Genomic DNA, 14,663 nt, shown 5'->3' on the forward strand with positions numbered 1-14,663 from the left:
CCCGACGATGGCTTACGAATACGACTGGTCTTCCATCCCCGGCGCGCTGCCGCTGCTGGCCTCGGGCATGAAGGTGTCGCTGGAGATCACGGCGGTGGCCGTGGTGGTGGGCATTGCCTGGGGCACGGTGCTGGCGGTGCTGCGGTTGTCGAACAGCGCGGCGCTGCGCTGGTTCGCGACGGGCTACGTCAACCTGTTCCGCGCGATCCCGCTGGTGATGGTGCTGCTGTGGTTCTTCCTGATCGTGCCGCAGCTGCTCGGCGCGCTGTTCAGCCTCGATCCGCATACCGACATCCGGCTGGTGTCGGCGCTGGTGGGCTTCGCGCTGTTCGAGTCGGCCTATTACGCCGAGATCATCCGCGCCGGCATCCAGAGCGTGCCGCGCGGCCAGACCATGGCGGCGAGCGCGCTGGGCATGACGCGCTGGCAGGCGATGACGCTCGTGGTGCTGCCCCAGGCCTTCCGCAACATGGTGCCGCTGCTGCTGACGCAGGCCATCGTGCTGTTCCAGGACACCTCGCTCGTCTACGTGTCGGCGCTGGCCGACTTCTTCGGCACCGCCTACAAGGTGGGTGACCGCGACGGCCGCATCGTCGAGCTGCTGCTGTTCGCGGGTGCCGTGTACTTCGTCCTCTGCTTCGGGCTGTCGCGCATCGTGCAGGGCTATCAACGTCGTCTCGTCAAGGCGTAATCCATGTCCACTCCCATGATCGAGATCGACAAGGTCTCCAAGCACTACGGCAGCTTCCAGGTCCTGACCGATTGCAGCACCTCCATCCGCAAGGGCGAGGTGGTGGTGGTGTGCGGCCCGTCGGGCTCGGGCAAGAGCACGCTCATCAAGTGCGTGAACGCGCTCGAACCCTTCCAGGCCGGCAGCATTCGCGTGAACGGCACCGAGGTGGGCGATCCGCGCACCAACCTGCCCAAGCTGCGCAGCCATGTCGGCATGGTGTTCCAGCACTTCGAGCTGTTCCCGCATCTGAGCATCACCGAGAACCTGACGATCGCGCAGACCAAGGTGCTCGGCCGGAGCAAGGACGAGGCGACCGACAAGGGCCTCAAGCTGCTGGAGCGCGTGGGCCTGAAGGCGCATGCGCACAAGTACCCGGGCCAGCTCTCGGGCGGCCAGCAGCAGCGCGTGGCGATCGCCCGCGCGCTGAGCATGGACCCGATCGTGATGCTGTTCGACGAGCCCACGTCCGCGCTCGACCCCGAGATGGTGGGCGAGGTGCTCGACGTGATGGTCGAGCTGGCCAAGGAAGGCATGACGATGATGTGCGTGACCCACGAGATGGGCTTCGCGCGCAAGGTGGCCGACCGGGTGATCTTCATGGACGCCGGCCGCATCGTGGAGGACGACGAGAAGCAGGCCTTCTTCGACAGCCCGCGTTCGGAGCGCGCGCAGTCCTTCCTCGCCAAGATCCTCCAGCACTGAGCGGGTGGCCGGCGGCATGCGGCGCCTGCCGCGCCGGTCGCGCCACGACGGCGCGGCGGTGACGGGCAGGGGCGGCGATATGCTCGCCGGCCGGCATGACCGGCAGGGCGACGACAGCGGAGCGCGGATGGATCAGCAAGGGCAGGGCGACGACGGCATCGACACGGGCGCGCGCGCGCCGGCCACCCGACCGCCCTTCGCCTGGACCAACGTGCGCCGGCGCGTGCCCCGGTTGCTGGCGGCGGCGCTCGCGCTGGCGACGCTCGCGGTGGCCGGCAACATCGGCTTCACGTTCAGCGAGCGCGAAGGACTGCGCCAGTTGCGCGTCGATGCCGACCACCGGCTCGACCTGTTCGCGGCGGCGGTCGGCTCGGCGCTCGACCGCTACCAGCATGTGCCCGCGACCATCCAGCTCGACCGCGACGTGCTCGACCTGCTGCGCGAGCCGACGCCCGAGCGCGCCGACGCGGTCAGCGACTACCTGCGCCGGCTCAACGCCCATGTGGGCGGCATCGCCATCTACGTGATGAACGAGCGCGGCACCGTCATCGCGTCGAGCAACAGCCTGGAAGGCGACGACAGCCTCGTCGGCCTGGAGCTGGGCTTCCGGCCCTACTTCCTCGACGGGCTGTCGGGGCGCGTGGGCCGGCACTTTGCCGTGGGCGAGAAGAGCGGCGTGCCGGGCTACTACATCTCGCATCCGGTGCGCGACGGCGCGCGCGTGGTGGGCGTGGCGGCGATCAAGATCGGCCTGCGTCAGTTCGAGGATGCCTGGCCGATGCTCGGCGCGCCCGCGCTCATCGCCGACGGCAACGAGGTGGTCATCCTGTCGTCGCAGCCCGAATGGCGCTTTACCGCGCTAACCACGCTCGACATCGAGCGGCGCGTGGACATGCAGATCAACCGCATCTACGGCGACCGGCCGATCCCGCCCTTCCCGATCGGCGCGCGGCTCGCGGTGGACCGCGACAGCGAGCGCACCGACCAGCTGCTGCGCGACGGCGGCCATGCGCTGCCGCGCGCCGGCGACGGCCTGCTCGTGCTCGGCCGCCGGCTCGACGGCATGGACTGGCGGCTGATGATGTTTTCCGACCTGCGCGGCCTGCGCAGGCAGGCGCTGGTGGATGGCGTGCTCGCGATGGTGGCGGCGGGCTTCCTGCTGCTGCTCGCGCTCATCGTCCAGCAGCGCCGCCGACTCCTCCTCCAACGACTCGAAGCGCGACGAATGCTTGAGCGTGTGAACTCCGAACTCGAAGACAAGGTGGTCAGCCGCACGCGCGAGCTGACCGAGGCCAACGAACGCCTGCGCCACGAGGTGGCCGAGCGCATCGCGGCCGAGCAGACGCTGCGCGCGGCCCAGGACGAACTGGTGCAGGCGGCCAAGCTCGCCGTGCTGGGCCAGCTCGCCACCGGCATCACGCATGAACTCACCCAGCCGCTCGCGGCGATCCGCACGCTCTCGGGCAACGCGGCCGAGTTCCTGCGCCGTGGCAATGCCGAGGCGACCGCCGGCAACCTCGAAATCATCGGCCGCATGGTCGAGCAGATGGGCGGCATCATCCATCCGTTGAAAGCGTTTGCACGCAAGTCCGAATCGCGGCCGGCGGCGGTGGACGTGGCGCATGCGGTGGGCAATGCGCTGTTCATCCTCGACGCGCGGCTGCGCGGGCAGAAGGTGGAAGTGCTCAACCGCGTGCCCAAGGGCGAATGCTTTGCGTGGTGCGACCAGAACCGCATGGAGCAGGTGCTGGTGAACCTCGTCGCCAACGCGGCCGACGCGATGCAGGGCGCGGCGGTGCAGCGCATCGTGATCGAGGCGGGGCTGGCGCTGCCGGGCGAGGGCGGCGGCGTTGACGGCGCGGATGCCGACACCGGCGCCGCCGCATTCGCGGCCGCCGGCGACGCCGCGCGCGTCTTCATCGCCGTGACCGACACCGGCACCGGCCTCACGCCCGACGCGCGGCGCCGGCTGTTCGAGCCCTTCTTCACCACCAAGCCGGCCGGCGCCGGTCTCGGCCTCGGGCTGTCGATCTCGCGCGACATCGCGCGCGAGGCCGGCGGCGAGCTGCTGGCCGACAATGCGCCGGCGGGCGGCGCCCGCTTCACCCTCGTCCTGCCCCTGCCGCCGGAGACCCTGACCGATGCCTGAAATCAGCGTGCTGATCGTCGAGGACGATCCCAATGTCCGCCTCGGCTGCGTGCAGGCGATGCAGCTCGGCGGCATTCCCGTCACGGCGGTCGAGAGCGCGGAGGAGGCGCTGCGCAAGCTGGCGCCCGGCTTTGCGGGCGTGGTCGTGACCGACATGCGCCTGCCCGGCGCCGACGGCATGGCGCTGCTGCGCCGCGCGCGCGAGATCGACGGCGAGCTGCCCGTCATCATCATCACCGGCCACGGCGACGTGAGTCTCGCGGTCGAGGCGATGCGCGCCGGCGCCTACGACTTCATCCAGAAGCCCTTCGCGCCCGAGCTGCTGGTGGACGTGGTGCGGCGCGCGATCGACAAGCGCCGGCTCACGCTCGAAGTGCTCGACCTGCGTCGGCGGCTGTCGCAGCACGAGGGCATCGAGGGCAAGCTCATCGGCCGCTCGCCGCAGATGGAACGGGTGCGCGAACTGATCATGCAGGTGGCCGATTCGCCGGTGGACGTGCTGGTGCGCGGCGAGACCGGCACCGGCAAGGAGCTGGTGGCCCAGGCGCTGCACGAGCTTTCGCGGCGGCGCGACAAGCCCTTCGTCGCGCTCAACTGCGGCGGCATGCCCGACAACCTGCTCGACAGCGAACTGTTCGGCCACGAGCCGGGCGCATTCACCGGCGCGAGCAAGCGGCGCATCGGCAAGATCGAGCATGCCGAGGGCGGGACGCTCTTTCTCGACGAGGTCGAGACCATGCCGATGCCGATGCAGATCAAGCTGCTGCGCGTGCTGCAGGAACGCACGATCGAGCGGCTCGGCAGCAACAAGCCGCTGCCGGTGGACTGCCGCGTGGTGGCCGCGAGCAAGGACGATCTGCTTGAGAAGTCGCGCGACGGGAGCTTTCGCGCCGACCTGTACTACCGGCTCAACGTGGTGGTGATCGAGCTGCCGCCGCTGCGCGAACGGCGCGACGACATCCCGCTGCTGGTCGAGCATTTCGCGCTCGCGGCGGCGCGCCGCTACGACCGGCCCCAGCCCGACATCTCGCCCGAGCAGATGCGCCGGCTCATGGCCCACGACTGGCCCGGCAACGTGCGCGAGCTGCGCCATGTGGCCGACTGCCTCGCGCTCGGCATCCGCAAGGACATGCTCGGCGACGGCGTGGGCGCGCCCGAGGACGCGGGGCTGTCGCTGGCCGAGTCGGTCGATGGCTTCGAGCGCAGCCTCATCAGCGCCGAGCTGCGCCGCCAGGGCGGCAACGTGGCGCGATGCGCCGAGGCGCTGCGCGTGGCCAAGACCACGCTGCACGACAAGATCCGCAAGCATGGGTTGCAGGAGCTGACGGCGCGCTGAGTGCGGGCGGGGCGTTGGCGTGGCGTGGCGTGGCGTGGCGTGGCGTGGCGTGGCGTGAGACGCCAGCCGGCGCGGCACCATGCGGCTCGCGTCGCGGGCCGGTCGGCCTTGCCTCAGTCCCGCTTCTTCAGCAGCGCGGCGCCCGCGTCGGCTGGCAGGCGCCGGCATTCCACCAGCGCCAGCGCGGCGATCAGCGCCACCACGCCGAAAGCCAGCCGGTAGGGCAGGGCGGTGTCGCCGGGCGCCGCGCCGAGCGCGGGCGTGACCAGTTCGGCCAGCCGCAGCGCGAGCGCGCCGACCGCCACGCCCATGCCCATCGACACCTGGGCCGAGAGGTTGAACAGCGTGTTGGCGGCCGACATGCGCGCCGCCGGCACGTCGGCGAAGGCAAGCGTGTTGACCGTCGTGAACTGCATCGACCGCGTCATGCCCGACACGAACAGCACCAGCGCCGTGAGCGCCACCGGCGTGTGCGGCGCCAGCAGCCCGCAGGCGCCGATGCTGAGCGCCAGCGCCAGCCCGTTGCCGATCAGCACGCGCCGAAAGCCGAAGCGGTGGAGCATCGGCGTGGTGACGGTCTTCATCACGAGGTTGCCGGCGAAGATCGCCAGCACCAGCAGCCCGGCATGGAAGGCGTCGAGCCCGAAGCCGAGTTGCAGCATCAGCGGCACGAGAAAGGGCACGGCGCTGACCGCCGCGCGGAACAGCGAGCCGCTGCGCACCGTGAGGCCGAAGCTGAACACGCGCAGCAGATCGGGTTCGATCAGCCGCCGTTCGCTCATGCGGAAGTGCCGCAGCGCGAGCCAGCCCAGCACCAGCCCGCCCGAGCCGGCGCCGATCAGCACGGGCACCGGCGGGGCTGGCTGGCCGACCACTTCCATCGCCCACATCACGCACAGAAGCGCGCCGCCCGCGAGCGCGAAGCCGGTCCAGTCGAAGGGCCTGAGCGCCTCGGCCCGTTCGTCGGGCAGCAGGCGCAGCGCCGCCGCCAGTGCCAGCGCGCCGAGCGGCAGGTTGAGCAGGAAGATCCATTCCCAGCCCAGGTGCAGCGTGATGAAGCCGCCCAGCGGCGGCCCGAGTACCGGCGCGATCAAGCCCGGCCAGGTGATGACCGCGATCGCGTGCACGATCTCCGCCTTGGGCGTGCCGCGCAGCACGACGAGCCGCGCGACCGGCAGCATCAGCGCGCCTGCAAGCCCTTGCAGCACGCGCATCGCGATGAACATCAGCTCGCTGGTGCTGGCGGCGCAGAGCAGCGAGGCGAGCATGAAGCCGGCGATCGCGCCCGCGAACACGCGTCGCGTGCCGAAGCGGTCGGCGATCCAGCCGCTGGCGGTCGCGAACACCGCCACCGCCATCAGATAGGCGCTGACGCCGAGGTTGAGGTCGATCGCGGGCACGCCGAAGTCTCGGGCCATCGCGGGCAGCGCGGTGACGATGACCGTGCCGTCGAGGTTTTCCATGAACATCGCGCCGGCCGCGAGCCAGACGAGGGGAGCGCGGCTGCGCGCGCCGCCGGGAGTGGAGGAGGTCGTCATCGGCCGAATCTTGCCGTGCGTGCGGCCGCCGGCGCGTCGTTGAGCGGAGCGTCGGTGCGATCACCGCACGTCGGGTGTGATGCATGCGGATGAGGAATCCGTCGCGGGAAGTTGTGACAGCGACTGACACGAGGAGGTCAATCCCTGACCCTAGCCTCCGGAAAACACCGGGTCCACCCCGAGGGAGGAAGGGAATGCAGATGCTGAGTGGCATGAAGGCGCTGGTGGTCGGCGTCGCCAATGAACATTCGATTGCCTGGGGTTGCGCCCAGGCCTTCCACGCGGCCGGCGCCGAGGTGGCGCTGACCTATCTGAACGACAAGGCGCGGGCCTGGGTCGAGCCGCTGGCGCAGCGCATCGGCGCGCCGCTGCTGCTGCCGCTGGATGTGAGCGACGACGCCCAGATGGACGCCGTCTTCGCCGAGGTGGCGCGCACCTGGGGTCGGCTCGACGTGCTGCTGCATTCGATTGCCTTCTGCCCGAAGGATGACCTGCACGGCCGCGTGGTCGACTGCTCGCGCGAGGGCTTTGCCCAGGCGATGGACATCTCCGTGCATTCCTTCATGCGCATGGTCAAGCGCGCCGAGCCGCTCATGAGCCAGGGCGGCAGCTGCATGACCGTCACCTACTACGGCTCGACCCGCGTGGTGGATCAGTACAACGTGATGGGGCCGGTGAAGGCGGCGCTCGAAGCCGTGACGCGCGAACTGGCGACCGAGCTGGGCGCCCAGGGCATCCGCGTGAACGCGCTGTCGCCGGGACCGCTCAAGACCCGCGCCGCCTCGGGTATCGACCATTTCGACGAGCTGATGCATCTGGCGGCCGAGCGCGCGCCGACGCATCAGCTCACGACCATCGAGGAAGTCGGCGCCTACGCGACCTTCCTGGCCTCGCCCGGCGCGCGCAACGTGACCGGCACGGTGCCGATCATCGACGGCGGCTTCCACATCACGAGCTGACCGCTCCTTCCGCGTCATCACGTCCGACGGCGTGCGTCCGTTCCGGCTTCGGCCGGGGTGGCGCACGCCGTCGGCGTTTCCGCCCCCGGCAATTCATGGAAATGCACCGGAAATTCCTGGAAATCTTTCTATTGCATTGAATGGGAAAAAAGCACATCCTCAAGTGAAACATCACGCACATGGAGGAGCGCATGCAGGAGATGACAGCAACATTCGAGCGGGCCAGCCTGCGGCGCGCGCGCCCGGCCGGGGCGGCACTTGCCTGGGCCATCGCACTCGCGCTGCCGGCCCCGGCGGCGCTGGCCGGGGCCGCCGGCGCGGACGCCGACTGGACCACGGCGGCCGGCACCAACCAGGGCACGCGCTACAGCAAGCTCGCCGACATCACGCCGTCCAACGCCGCCACGCTGGTCGAGGAGTTCAGCTTTGCCACCGGCGTGAAGGCTTCGCACCAGGGCCAGCCGCTGGTGGTGGGCGGGCGCATGTACATCGTCACGCCCTGGCCCAACAGGCTGATCGCGCTCGACCTCGCCAACCCGGGCGTCACGCTCTGGACCTACGACCCGAAGCCGAGCGAGTTCTCGCGCGGCATCGCCTGCTGCGACGTCGTCAACCGGGGGGCGGCCTATGCCGACGGCAAGGTCATCTACGCGACGCTCGACGGCAATGTGGTGGCGGTGGATGCCGTCACTGGCAAGCGCGTGTGGAAGCGCAGGCTCGGCGACATGAGCCTGGGCGAGACGCTCACCGGCGCGCCGATCGTGGTGAAGGACAAGGTCATCGTCGGCAACGCGGGCGGCGAACTGGGCGTGCGCGGCTGGGTGCAGGCGCTCGATCTCAAGACCGGCAAGCCGGCCTGGAAGGCCTACAACACCGGCCCCGACGCCGACGTGAAGATCGGCGCCGGCTTCAAGGCGTACTACGCGAAGGACCGCGGCACCGACCTCGGCGCCACTACCTGGCCCGACCGCATGTGGGAGCAGGGCGGCTCGACCTCCTGGGCCTGGCTCACCTACGACCCGGGCCTCGACCTGCTGTACTACGGCACCGGCAACCCCGGCGTCTGGAACCCGGACATGCGCCCCGGCGACAACAAGTGGGGCGCGTCGATCTTCGCGCGCCGCCCGTCGACGGGCGAGGCCGTGTGGGCCTACCAGCTCACGCCGCATGACGGCTGGGACTTCGACGCGGTCAACGAAAGCATCGTGGCCGACATGACCATCGACGGCAGGCCGCGCAAGGTCATCGTCCATTTCAACAAGAACGGCTTCGCCTACACGATGGACCGGGCGACGGGCGAGGTGATCAACGCCAACAAGTTCGGCGAGGTCACCTGGGCCGACCACGTGGATCTGGGCACCGGCGTGCCGGCGGTGAACCCGGGCATGGACACCCATCAGGGCACGGTCACCAAGGGCATCTGTCCGTCGCCGCTGGGCGTGAAGGATTTCGAGCCGGCGTCGTACTCGCCAGCGACCGGGCTGTTCTACGTACCGGCCATCAATTTCTGCGTCAACTTCGAGCCGCTCAAGGCCTTCTATCTGGCGGGCACGCCGTTCTGGGGCGCCGATTTCGACTTCGTGCCCGGCTCGGGAAACAAGCTCGGCGAGCTGGTGGCCTGGGACGCGAAGACGGGCAAGCGCGCCTGGAGCATCGACGAGCCGCTGCCGCTCTACGCCGGCACGCTGGCGACGGCCGGCAACCTCGTGTTCTACGGGACGCTCGACCGCTGGTTCAAGGCGGTCAACGCGACGACCGGCGAGGTGGTGTTCAAGAAGCAGCTCGAATGCGGCGTGGTCGGCAACCCGATCAGCTACGCCGGTCCGGACGGCAGGCAGCGCGTGGCGGTGTACACGGGCGTGGGTTGGCTCGCGGGCGGCTTTTCGGGCGGCCCCTGCCCGGCGCTGCAGACCGAGTCCGAAGACAAGCTGGCCTCGCCGACGGCGCGGGCGGCGGCCAGGCTCAAGGCGTCGCCCCAGGCCACGGCCGCCGCGACGAGCGGCATGGTCCATGTGTTCAAGCTGCCATGAAGCAGGGCATGGAGGACGGCGCGCCCGTCGGCGCGACCGGCGATCGCGGGCGCAAGACCGTGGCGAGGGCGGACGGTCGCCGGCTGATCCGCGCCACCATGGCCGATGATGACGCCGGCTTCCCGGCGTCCGGCGACGGTCAGGCGCGACTGATGCGGCGCGTGGCGGCGGCGGTGCTCGTCGCGCTCGCGGCGGCGGCCCTGCTGCGTGGCGGCGAGGCGAGGGCGGAAACGGAGGCAGGCAAGGTGTCGGCGGCGGCGGTGCCGATGCCCACCACCGTCACCGCCGACCCGCGTCCGGTGCTCACCGTCTGCGCCGAGCCTGACAACCTGCCGTACTCGAACGCGCGCGGCGAAGGCTTCGAGAACCGCGTGGCCGAACTGCTCGCGGCCGATCTTGGCATGCGCGTGAGCCATGTCTGGGCGGTGCAGCGGCGTGGCTTCCTGCGACGCGGGCTGAATGCCGGGCGCTGCGATCTGGTCATGAGCGCTCCGGTCGGCCTGCAAGGGCTGATGACTTCGCGGCCCTGGTATGCGTCGAGCTATGTGTTCGTCACGCGGCGCGATGGTCCGCGGGCGCCGGCGAGCTATGACGATCCGTCCTGGCGCGATCTGACGATCGGTCTTCAGGCGATCGGCGCGGAGGGCGGCAACACGCCGCCGGCCATGTCGCTGGCGCGGCGCGGGCTCACCGCCCATGTGCGCGGCTACCCGATGTGGGGGCGCGAAGGCGAGGTCGATCCCCAGGGCCGCATCGTCGATGCCGTGGCCTCGGGCGAGGTTGACGTGGCCATCGTCTGGGGGCCGTTCGCGGGCTGGTTCGCGAAGCGTCACGGCGATCGGCTCGTCATCACTCCGGTCGGCGCCGATCCGCTTGAACCCGGCCAGCGCCCCGACTTCGAACTGGCGCTCGGCCTGCGGCGCGGCGACGACGAGCGTCTGCGTCAGCTCCAGGCCGCGCTCGACCGCCACCGGCCCGAGATCGACTGTCTGCTGCGCGATTACGGCGTGCCGACGGCGGTGGGTCGCCTGTCAGATGGAGCGGCCCGCTTCTCGGCGGACAAGCCCTCGTCCGCCGGTCCGCACGAGGCTGATCCGTTGTCCGGTTGCGCGCGGGCATCGGTCTGCGCTTCTTCCGGCGGGGCGGTGACGCTGCCTTCCGCCGTGTCCGGCGTCGCGCCGGCTTCGCTCTCCAGTCAAGAAAGGCAATGACGATGAATTCCCCGCTCCACCGCATCGGCGCCGGCATTGCCGCCAGCGCACTCTGCCTGCTCGCCGGTCTTGGTCAGACATCGGCCGCCGAGCCGAGCGTCCAAGGCAAGCTCAGTGCCGCCGGCGAGGGACGCCGGCTCTACCTCAAGCTCAACTGCTATGCCTGTCACGGCATGGGTGGGACTGGCGGCATGGGGCCGAACATCGTTCACGCGGAGCGTGGCGACGTGGCCGAGGCCGTGCTGCGCGGCGAGGACGGCGGCATGCGCTCCTACAAGGGCTACGTGACCGCGGCCGACATCAGCAATCTCGCTGCCTATTTGCGCAGCATCGGTAGCGCGACGGAGCCGAAGTTCAACGACTGGTGGGAGGCGCTGCCATCCAAATGACCGCGAAATGGCATTGGCGGCGGGATTGGTGCGAATCGGTGCCCGCCGTGAAGCCTTTCGGGCATTCGACGGGCAATGGCCATACATGCCGCGAAGGATGATCGGCCCCGATCGCTCGGGAAACGGGGAAACCGATGCGCGGGAATTGCAGCGCGGTGCGTCGGTCTGATTGCCATCAACCGAGCGGGCAATCAGGGACAGGTAGCAGGTTGCAATACGGTGCGCTGCCATTCTCGTGATGCACGAACGGCAAAAACAAAAACGGCCACCCGGAAAGGTGGCCGTCAAGCAATGCATGAAACAAATATTGGTGGAGGCGGCGGGAATCGAACCCGCGTCTAGCTGCGTCTAGCTTTCTCCTACCGCCTTTATATTCAACGGGTTGCGCGTTCCGCTTTCCGGCCCGTGCAGTTCCCGTGCAGTTTTCGGCTTCTTCCAGCTCCCGCCGATCCAGTGCCCATAGGTGCGAAACACCATCTCGACGTCGGCATGCCCGAGCTGCTCGGCGACGTACCACGGGTTCGCACCGTGCGTCAGCAGGTCGGCCGCGTAGGTGTGCCTGATCTGGTAGGGGGAACGGTAGCGCACGCCGGCGCGCCGGCACAGCGGCTCCCAGAGCGTGCGGCGGATCTGCTGTTCGTGATCCCACGGCTGCCCGGTGCGCGGGTTGTGCCAGATGCGCCCGCCGGCAAGGAACGTGAACCGGCGCTGCGCCTGGAGCGCGTCAAGCGCGGCGGCGCTCAGGTCGATGTCGCGGATTCCGGCCTCGGTCTTGGGTAGCTTCTCGACCTTGCAGACGACGTTGGCATCAATGCGCAGCCGGTGATGCACGCCGTCGACCTTCGTCCAGGCTGCGGCGATCAGCTCGCCGGGGCGCAGTCCGACTTCGAACCAGAACTGGATCATCGGCCGCTCGTCCTCGCGCGCGCGGTCGAGCAGCACGGCACGTTCCTCGGCCGAGAACGGGTCGGCTCTGTACTCGGGCCGCACGGTCGTCTCGCGCAGGATCTTCTTGAGCGGGATGCGATCGAACGGATCGAACTCGATCAACTCGTCGGCCAGCGCGTCCTCGAACGTCGAGCGCAGCGGCGTGATGAGGTTGCGCGCACCCTTGGGCGTGAGGCCGAGGTTCTGCACCCAATCCTTCAGCGCCGACGGCGCCACCGGCAAGGGGACGCTCGCCCAGTCCTTCTTCAGGCGCTTGATGGCCTTGTCGTAGCCGTTCAGCGTGGCCGGCGACAGGTTCCCGTTCTCGACCGCACTGCGGTAGCTGGCCAGCCGGGCGTCGAGCAGATCGCCGAGCAGGGCGACCTTGCGCTCCGGCTCGGTATTGGCGCGCGGCGAGTCGGGGAAGTACTCGGCGTAGACGAACACCCCATCGTGGATCTTGCGGTCGATCTCGGCCTTCAGGTTCGCCGCGTAGCGCAGGTTCGATTTCGTGGGTTCGAGCGCGAGCGTCTCGCGGCAGGTGGCCTTGTCGAAGGTGAATGCGATCTGAAGGACCGTCTTCGTCTTGAACTTCCGCACCGTCACCCCGCGCGGCAGGTCGAGCGTCAGTCCTTCGGGACGATCGTCTTTCCGCTTAACCATTCCTGGAATGCCTCAACGCTGACCCACAGTTTTCCGTCACGCAGCCGGCAATGCACGCCGTCCACCCAGATGCCTTCGCGGCGCCGCGCATGCACGGCGTCCTCGGTGTCGCCCGTTTCCGCGCAGTACTTCCACAATTTCACCCAGCCGAATCCGGCCGCGACGAGAGTGTCCGGGCGCGCCGCCGTGCGCTTGCGGCGCTGGCGCGGTTCGATGGGGAGGATTTCCGCAGCGGTGCTCATGCAGCCTCCTTCGCTTCCTCACGCGCGGCCGCCAGCCGGCCGCCCTCGACCCAATGCGCCGTGAACCCGAACGGCAGTCGCGCCGGCAGCGCCTTGAGCGTGCCGAGCAGGATCACGCTGTCGATCTCGGCCATCTCCGCAAGCACGCCGAGCCAGCCGAGCAGCTGTGAGCGCGCCGGCAGGTCGAGCACGTCCATGCGGTCGAGCAGCAGGATGCGCAGCCCCGACAGGTGCGCGATGACCTCGCCGAGCATGGCGTCGCAGCGCCAGCGCTCGGACTCGCTGAGAAGCGCGTAAGGTCGGCCGCCGGTGAGGATGCGCATGTCGTGCTCGACGGTGACGACCGGCCAGCCGGTGTCGGCCGCGTGCTGCGCCAGGCGCTCGTTGAGCGGCGCGAGCGCGGCGCCGAGCAGCTCGGACTGGATGCCGTCGGGCGCGAGGTCGGCGGCGATCGCCTCCCAGGCCTGAACGTCGGCGTGGTGGCGCGCGGCGTCGGCCGTCTTGCTGTCGGCCATGCGCGCGGCGCGGGCGTCGTCGCCGATCGTGGCCGCCTCGCGGTCGATCGCGGTTTTCGCGGCCTTGGCCTCGGCCAGCTGCGTGCGCAGCGCGGCGAGTTCATCGTTGGTCGGCGCGGCCGGCAGTTCGCCCAGGGCGTCGAGGGCGCGCGCCGCGGCGTCGGCGCCGTCGCGGTCGCGCTTGCTGTTCGCAACGGTGGTTTCCATCAGGCTGACCGACTGGCGGAAGGTCGCGATGTAGGCGGCAGCCGTCGGGTCCGTGGCCGGCGCGCCGTCGATGGTTGCGAGCGGTCCGTGCTCGGCCTCGTAGCGGTCGAGCGACGCGACGCGGGGGGCCTGGCTGCCGAGAATGTCGAGCAGCAGCGCGAGCGAGCGCGCGAGGTCATGCACCAACCCCTCGCGCGGCTTCGTGCCGGCGGCTGCCTCGGCCTCGGCGAGCTTCTGCCGACAGCGCGCCAGCTCGGCTTCGTCGTGCTGGAGCTTGTCCTGCGCGCGGGCGAATAGCGCGGCCTTGCCTTCGAGTCCGGCGCGGCTGGCCAGCGCCTCGCGGCGCGCGCGCTGCTGTTCCTCGCCGACGGTCACGGCGCGCTGCGCGGCGTCCACGGCGTCGGCCAGCTCGCGCATGCGGACCTGCATGCCGAGCAGCTCGCTCGACCGGTCGGCCGGGCGCGGCGCCTGCCAGCTCTCGGCCTTCACGCTGCCGTAGGCCTCGCCCGTCACTGCCTTCCACGCGCCGCGCGCCTCGCTCGCCTTGTCGAGCGCGACGCGGGCAGCGCCCAACAGCCCACGGTCGAGCGGCAGCGCGGCGATGTGGGCCTTCGCGCGGCCGCGCTGCGCCAGCTTGGCGGCGACGGTCTCGGCATCCATCGCGATGCCGGCGAGGTCGAGCACCTCGGTGCGGCGCTGGTTGTCGTCGATCGCGGCGAAGCGCGCAGGGTCGAGCACGAAGGGCAGGGCCGCGCCGAGGTCAGGCCCGGACTGCTTGCCGCCCGGCAGCGCGACGCGCCACGCGGCCTCGCCGTCGGCGGTGCTGCTATCGACGTTGACCTCGCCCTTCTTCTCGCCGTCGCTCACGAGCGCCGCGAAGTCCTTCTTGAGCGCGACACGGCCGGCCGAGCCGAGCATCGCGTGCCGGATGCCCTCGGCGATGCTGCTCTTGCCCTGGCCGTTGCGGCCGGCGATCAGCGTCACGGGCGTGTCGAGCGCGAGGTCGATCTCGCGCGCGCCGCAGTAGTTGCGGATGTGCAGGTGGGTGAGGTTCATGCAGGT

12 protein-coding genes are annotated in these 14,663 nt (G+C 70.0%); 8 read left to right on the forward strand and 4 right to left on the reverse strand.

Going from position 1 to position 14,663, the window contains the following annotated elements:
* Positions 1–7: 7 nt before the first annotated feature.
* From gltK to H566_RS0107460, 4 genes are all read left to right on the forward strand, one after another.
* Positions 8–691: a glutamate/aspartate ABC transporter permease GltK gene (gltK, locus tag H566_RS0107445; protein WP_028310949.1), complete on the forward strand. Its 684-nt coding sequence runs from the start codon at positions 8–10 to the stop codon at positions 689–691.
* Between the two features lie 15 nt (positions 692–706).
* The gene (locus tag H566_RS0107450) at positions 707–1,435 is read left to right on the forward strand and encodes an amino acid ABC transporter ATP-binding protein (RefSeq protein ID WP_028310950.1); all 729 of its coding nucleotides are present in this window, start codon (positions 707–709) and stop codon (positions 1,433–1,435) included.
* A 127-nt stretch (positions 1,436–1,562) separates the two neighbouring features.
* Positions 1,563–3,584, forward strand: coding sequence for a sensor histidine kinase (locus H566_RS0107455; RefSeq protein ID WP_084544963.1), 2,022 nt, complete (start codon positions 1,563–1,565; stop codon positions 3,582–3,584).
* Positions 3,577–4,920, forward strand: a complete 1,344-nt coding sequence (locus tag H566_RS0107460) for a sigma-54-dependent transcriptional regulator (protein ID WP_028310952.1) — start codon at positions 3,577–3,579, stop codon at positions 4,918–4,920. The genes H566_RS0107455 and H566_RS0107460 overlap by 8 nt, the downstream gene beginning before the upstream one ends.
* Before the next feature lie 113 nt (positions 4,921–5,033).
* Here H566_RS0107460 and H566_RS0107465 read toward each other — a convergent pair whose 3' ends face one another.
* Positions 5,034–6,458 carry an MFS transporter gene (locus tag H566_RS0107465; RefSeq protein ID WP_028310953.1) on the reverse strand — a complete coding sequence of 475 codons (1,425 nt, stop codon included), beginning with the start codon at positions 6,456–6,458 and terminating at the stop codon, positions 5,034–5,036.
* 194 nt (positions 6,459–6,652) lie between these two features.
* Between H566_RS0107465 and fabI the strand changes: the two genes are divergently transcribed.
* The 4 genes from fabI (at position 6,653) to H566_RS0107485 (ending at position 11,047) form a co-directional block, all read left to right on the forward strand.
* Positions 6,653–7,417, forward strand: a complete 765-nt coding sequence (gene fabI / locus H566_RS0107470) for an enoyl-ACP reductase FabI (RefSeq protein WP_028310954.1) — start codon at positions 6,653–6,655, stop codon at positions 7,415–7,417.
* A gap of 200 nt (positions 7,418–7,617) precedes the next feature.
* Positions 7,618–9,447 (forward strand): PQQ-dependent dehydrogenase, methanol/ethanol family, encoded by a 1,830-nt coding sequence (locus H566_RS23600; RefSeq protein WP_169732498.1) that lies wholly within the window; start codon positions 7,618–7,620, stop codon positions 9,445–9,447.
* Positions 9,444–10,658, forward strand: coding sequence for a quinoprotein dehydrogenase-associated putative ABC transporter substrate-binding protein (locus H566_RS27315; protein ID WP_051378318.1), 1,215 nt, complete (start codon positions 9,444–9,446; stop codon positions 10,656–10,658). The genes H566_RS23600 and H566_RS27315 overlap by 4 nt, the downstream gene beginning before the upstream one ends.
* A 2-nt stretch (positions 10,659–10,660) precedes the next feature.
* On the forward strand, positions 10,661–11,047 hold the full coding sequence (locus tag H566_RS0107485) for a c-type cytochrome (RefSeq protein WP_034410963.1): 387 nt from the start codon (positions 10,661–10,663) through the stop codon (positions 11,045–11,047).
* A 348-nt stretch (positions 11,048–11,395) separates the two neighbouring features.
* Here H566_RS0107485 and H566_RS23610 read toward each other — a convergent pair whose 3' ends face one another.
* Genes H566_RS23610 through H566_RS0107500 form a run of 3 tightly spaced genes read right to left on the reverse strand, consistent with a single transcriptional unit; the run spans position 11,396 to position 14,657 of the window.
* Complete coding sequence (locus H566_RS23610) at positions 11,396–12,637, reverse strand: site-specific integrase (protein WP_084544866.1); 1,242 nt, start codon at positions 12,635–12,637, stop codon at positions 11,396–11,398.
* Positions 12,601–12,879: a hypothetical protein gene (locus H566_RS29610; protein WP_211238055.1), complete on the reverse strand. Its 279-nt coding sequence runs from the start codon at positions 12,877–12,879 to the stop codon at positions 12,601–12,603. Before H566_RS29610 ends, H566_RS23610 begins: the two co-directional genes overlap by 37 nt.
* Entirely contained in the window at positions 12,876–14,657 is a 1,782-nt protein-coding gene (locus tag H566_RS0107500; RefSeq protein WP_028310957.1) for an AAA family ATPase, read from the reverse strand. Before H566_RS0107500 ends, H566_RS29610 begins: the two co-directional genes overlap by 4 nt.
* Positions 14,658–14,663: the final 6 nt, after the last annotated feature.

It is taken from the genome of Derxia gummosa DSM 723 (assembly GCF_000482785.1).
GTDB lineage: Bacteria > Pseudomonadota > Gammaproteobacteria > Burkholderiales > Burkholderiaceae_E > Derxia > Derxia gummosa.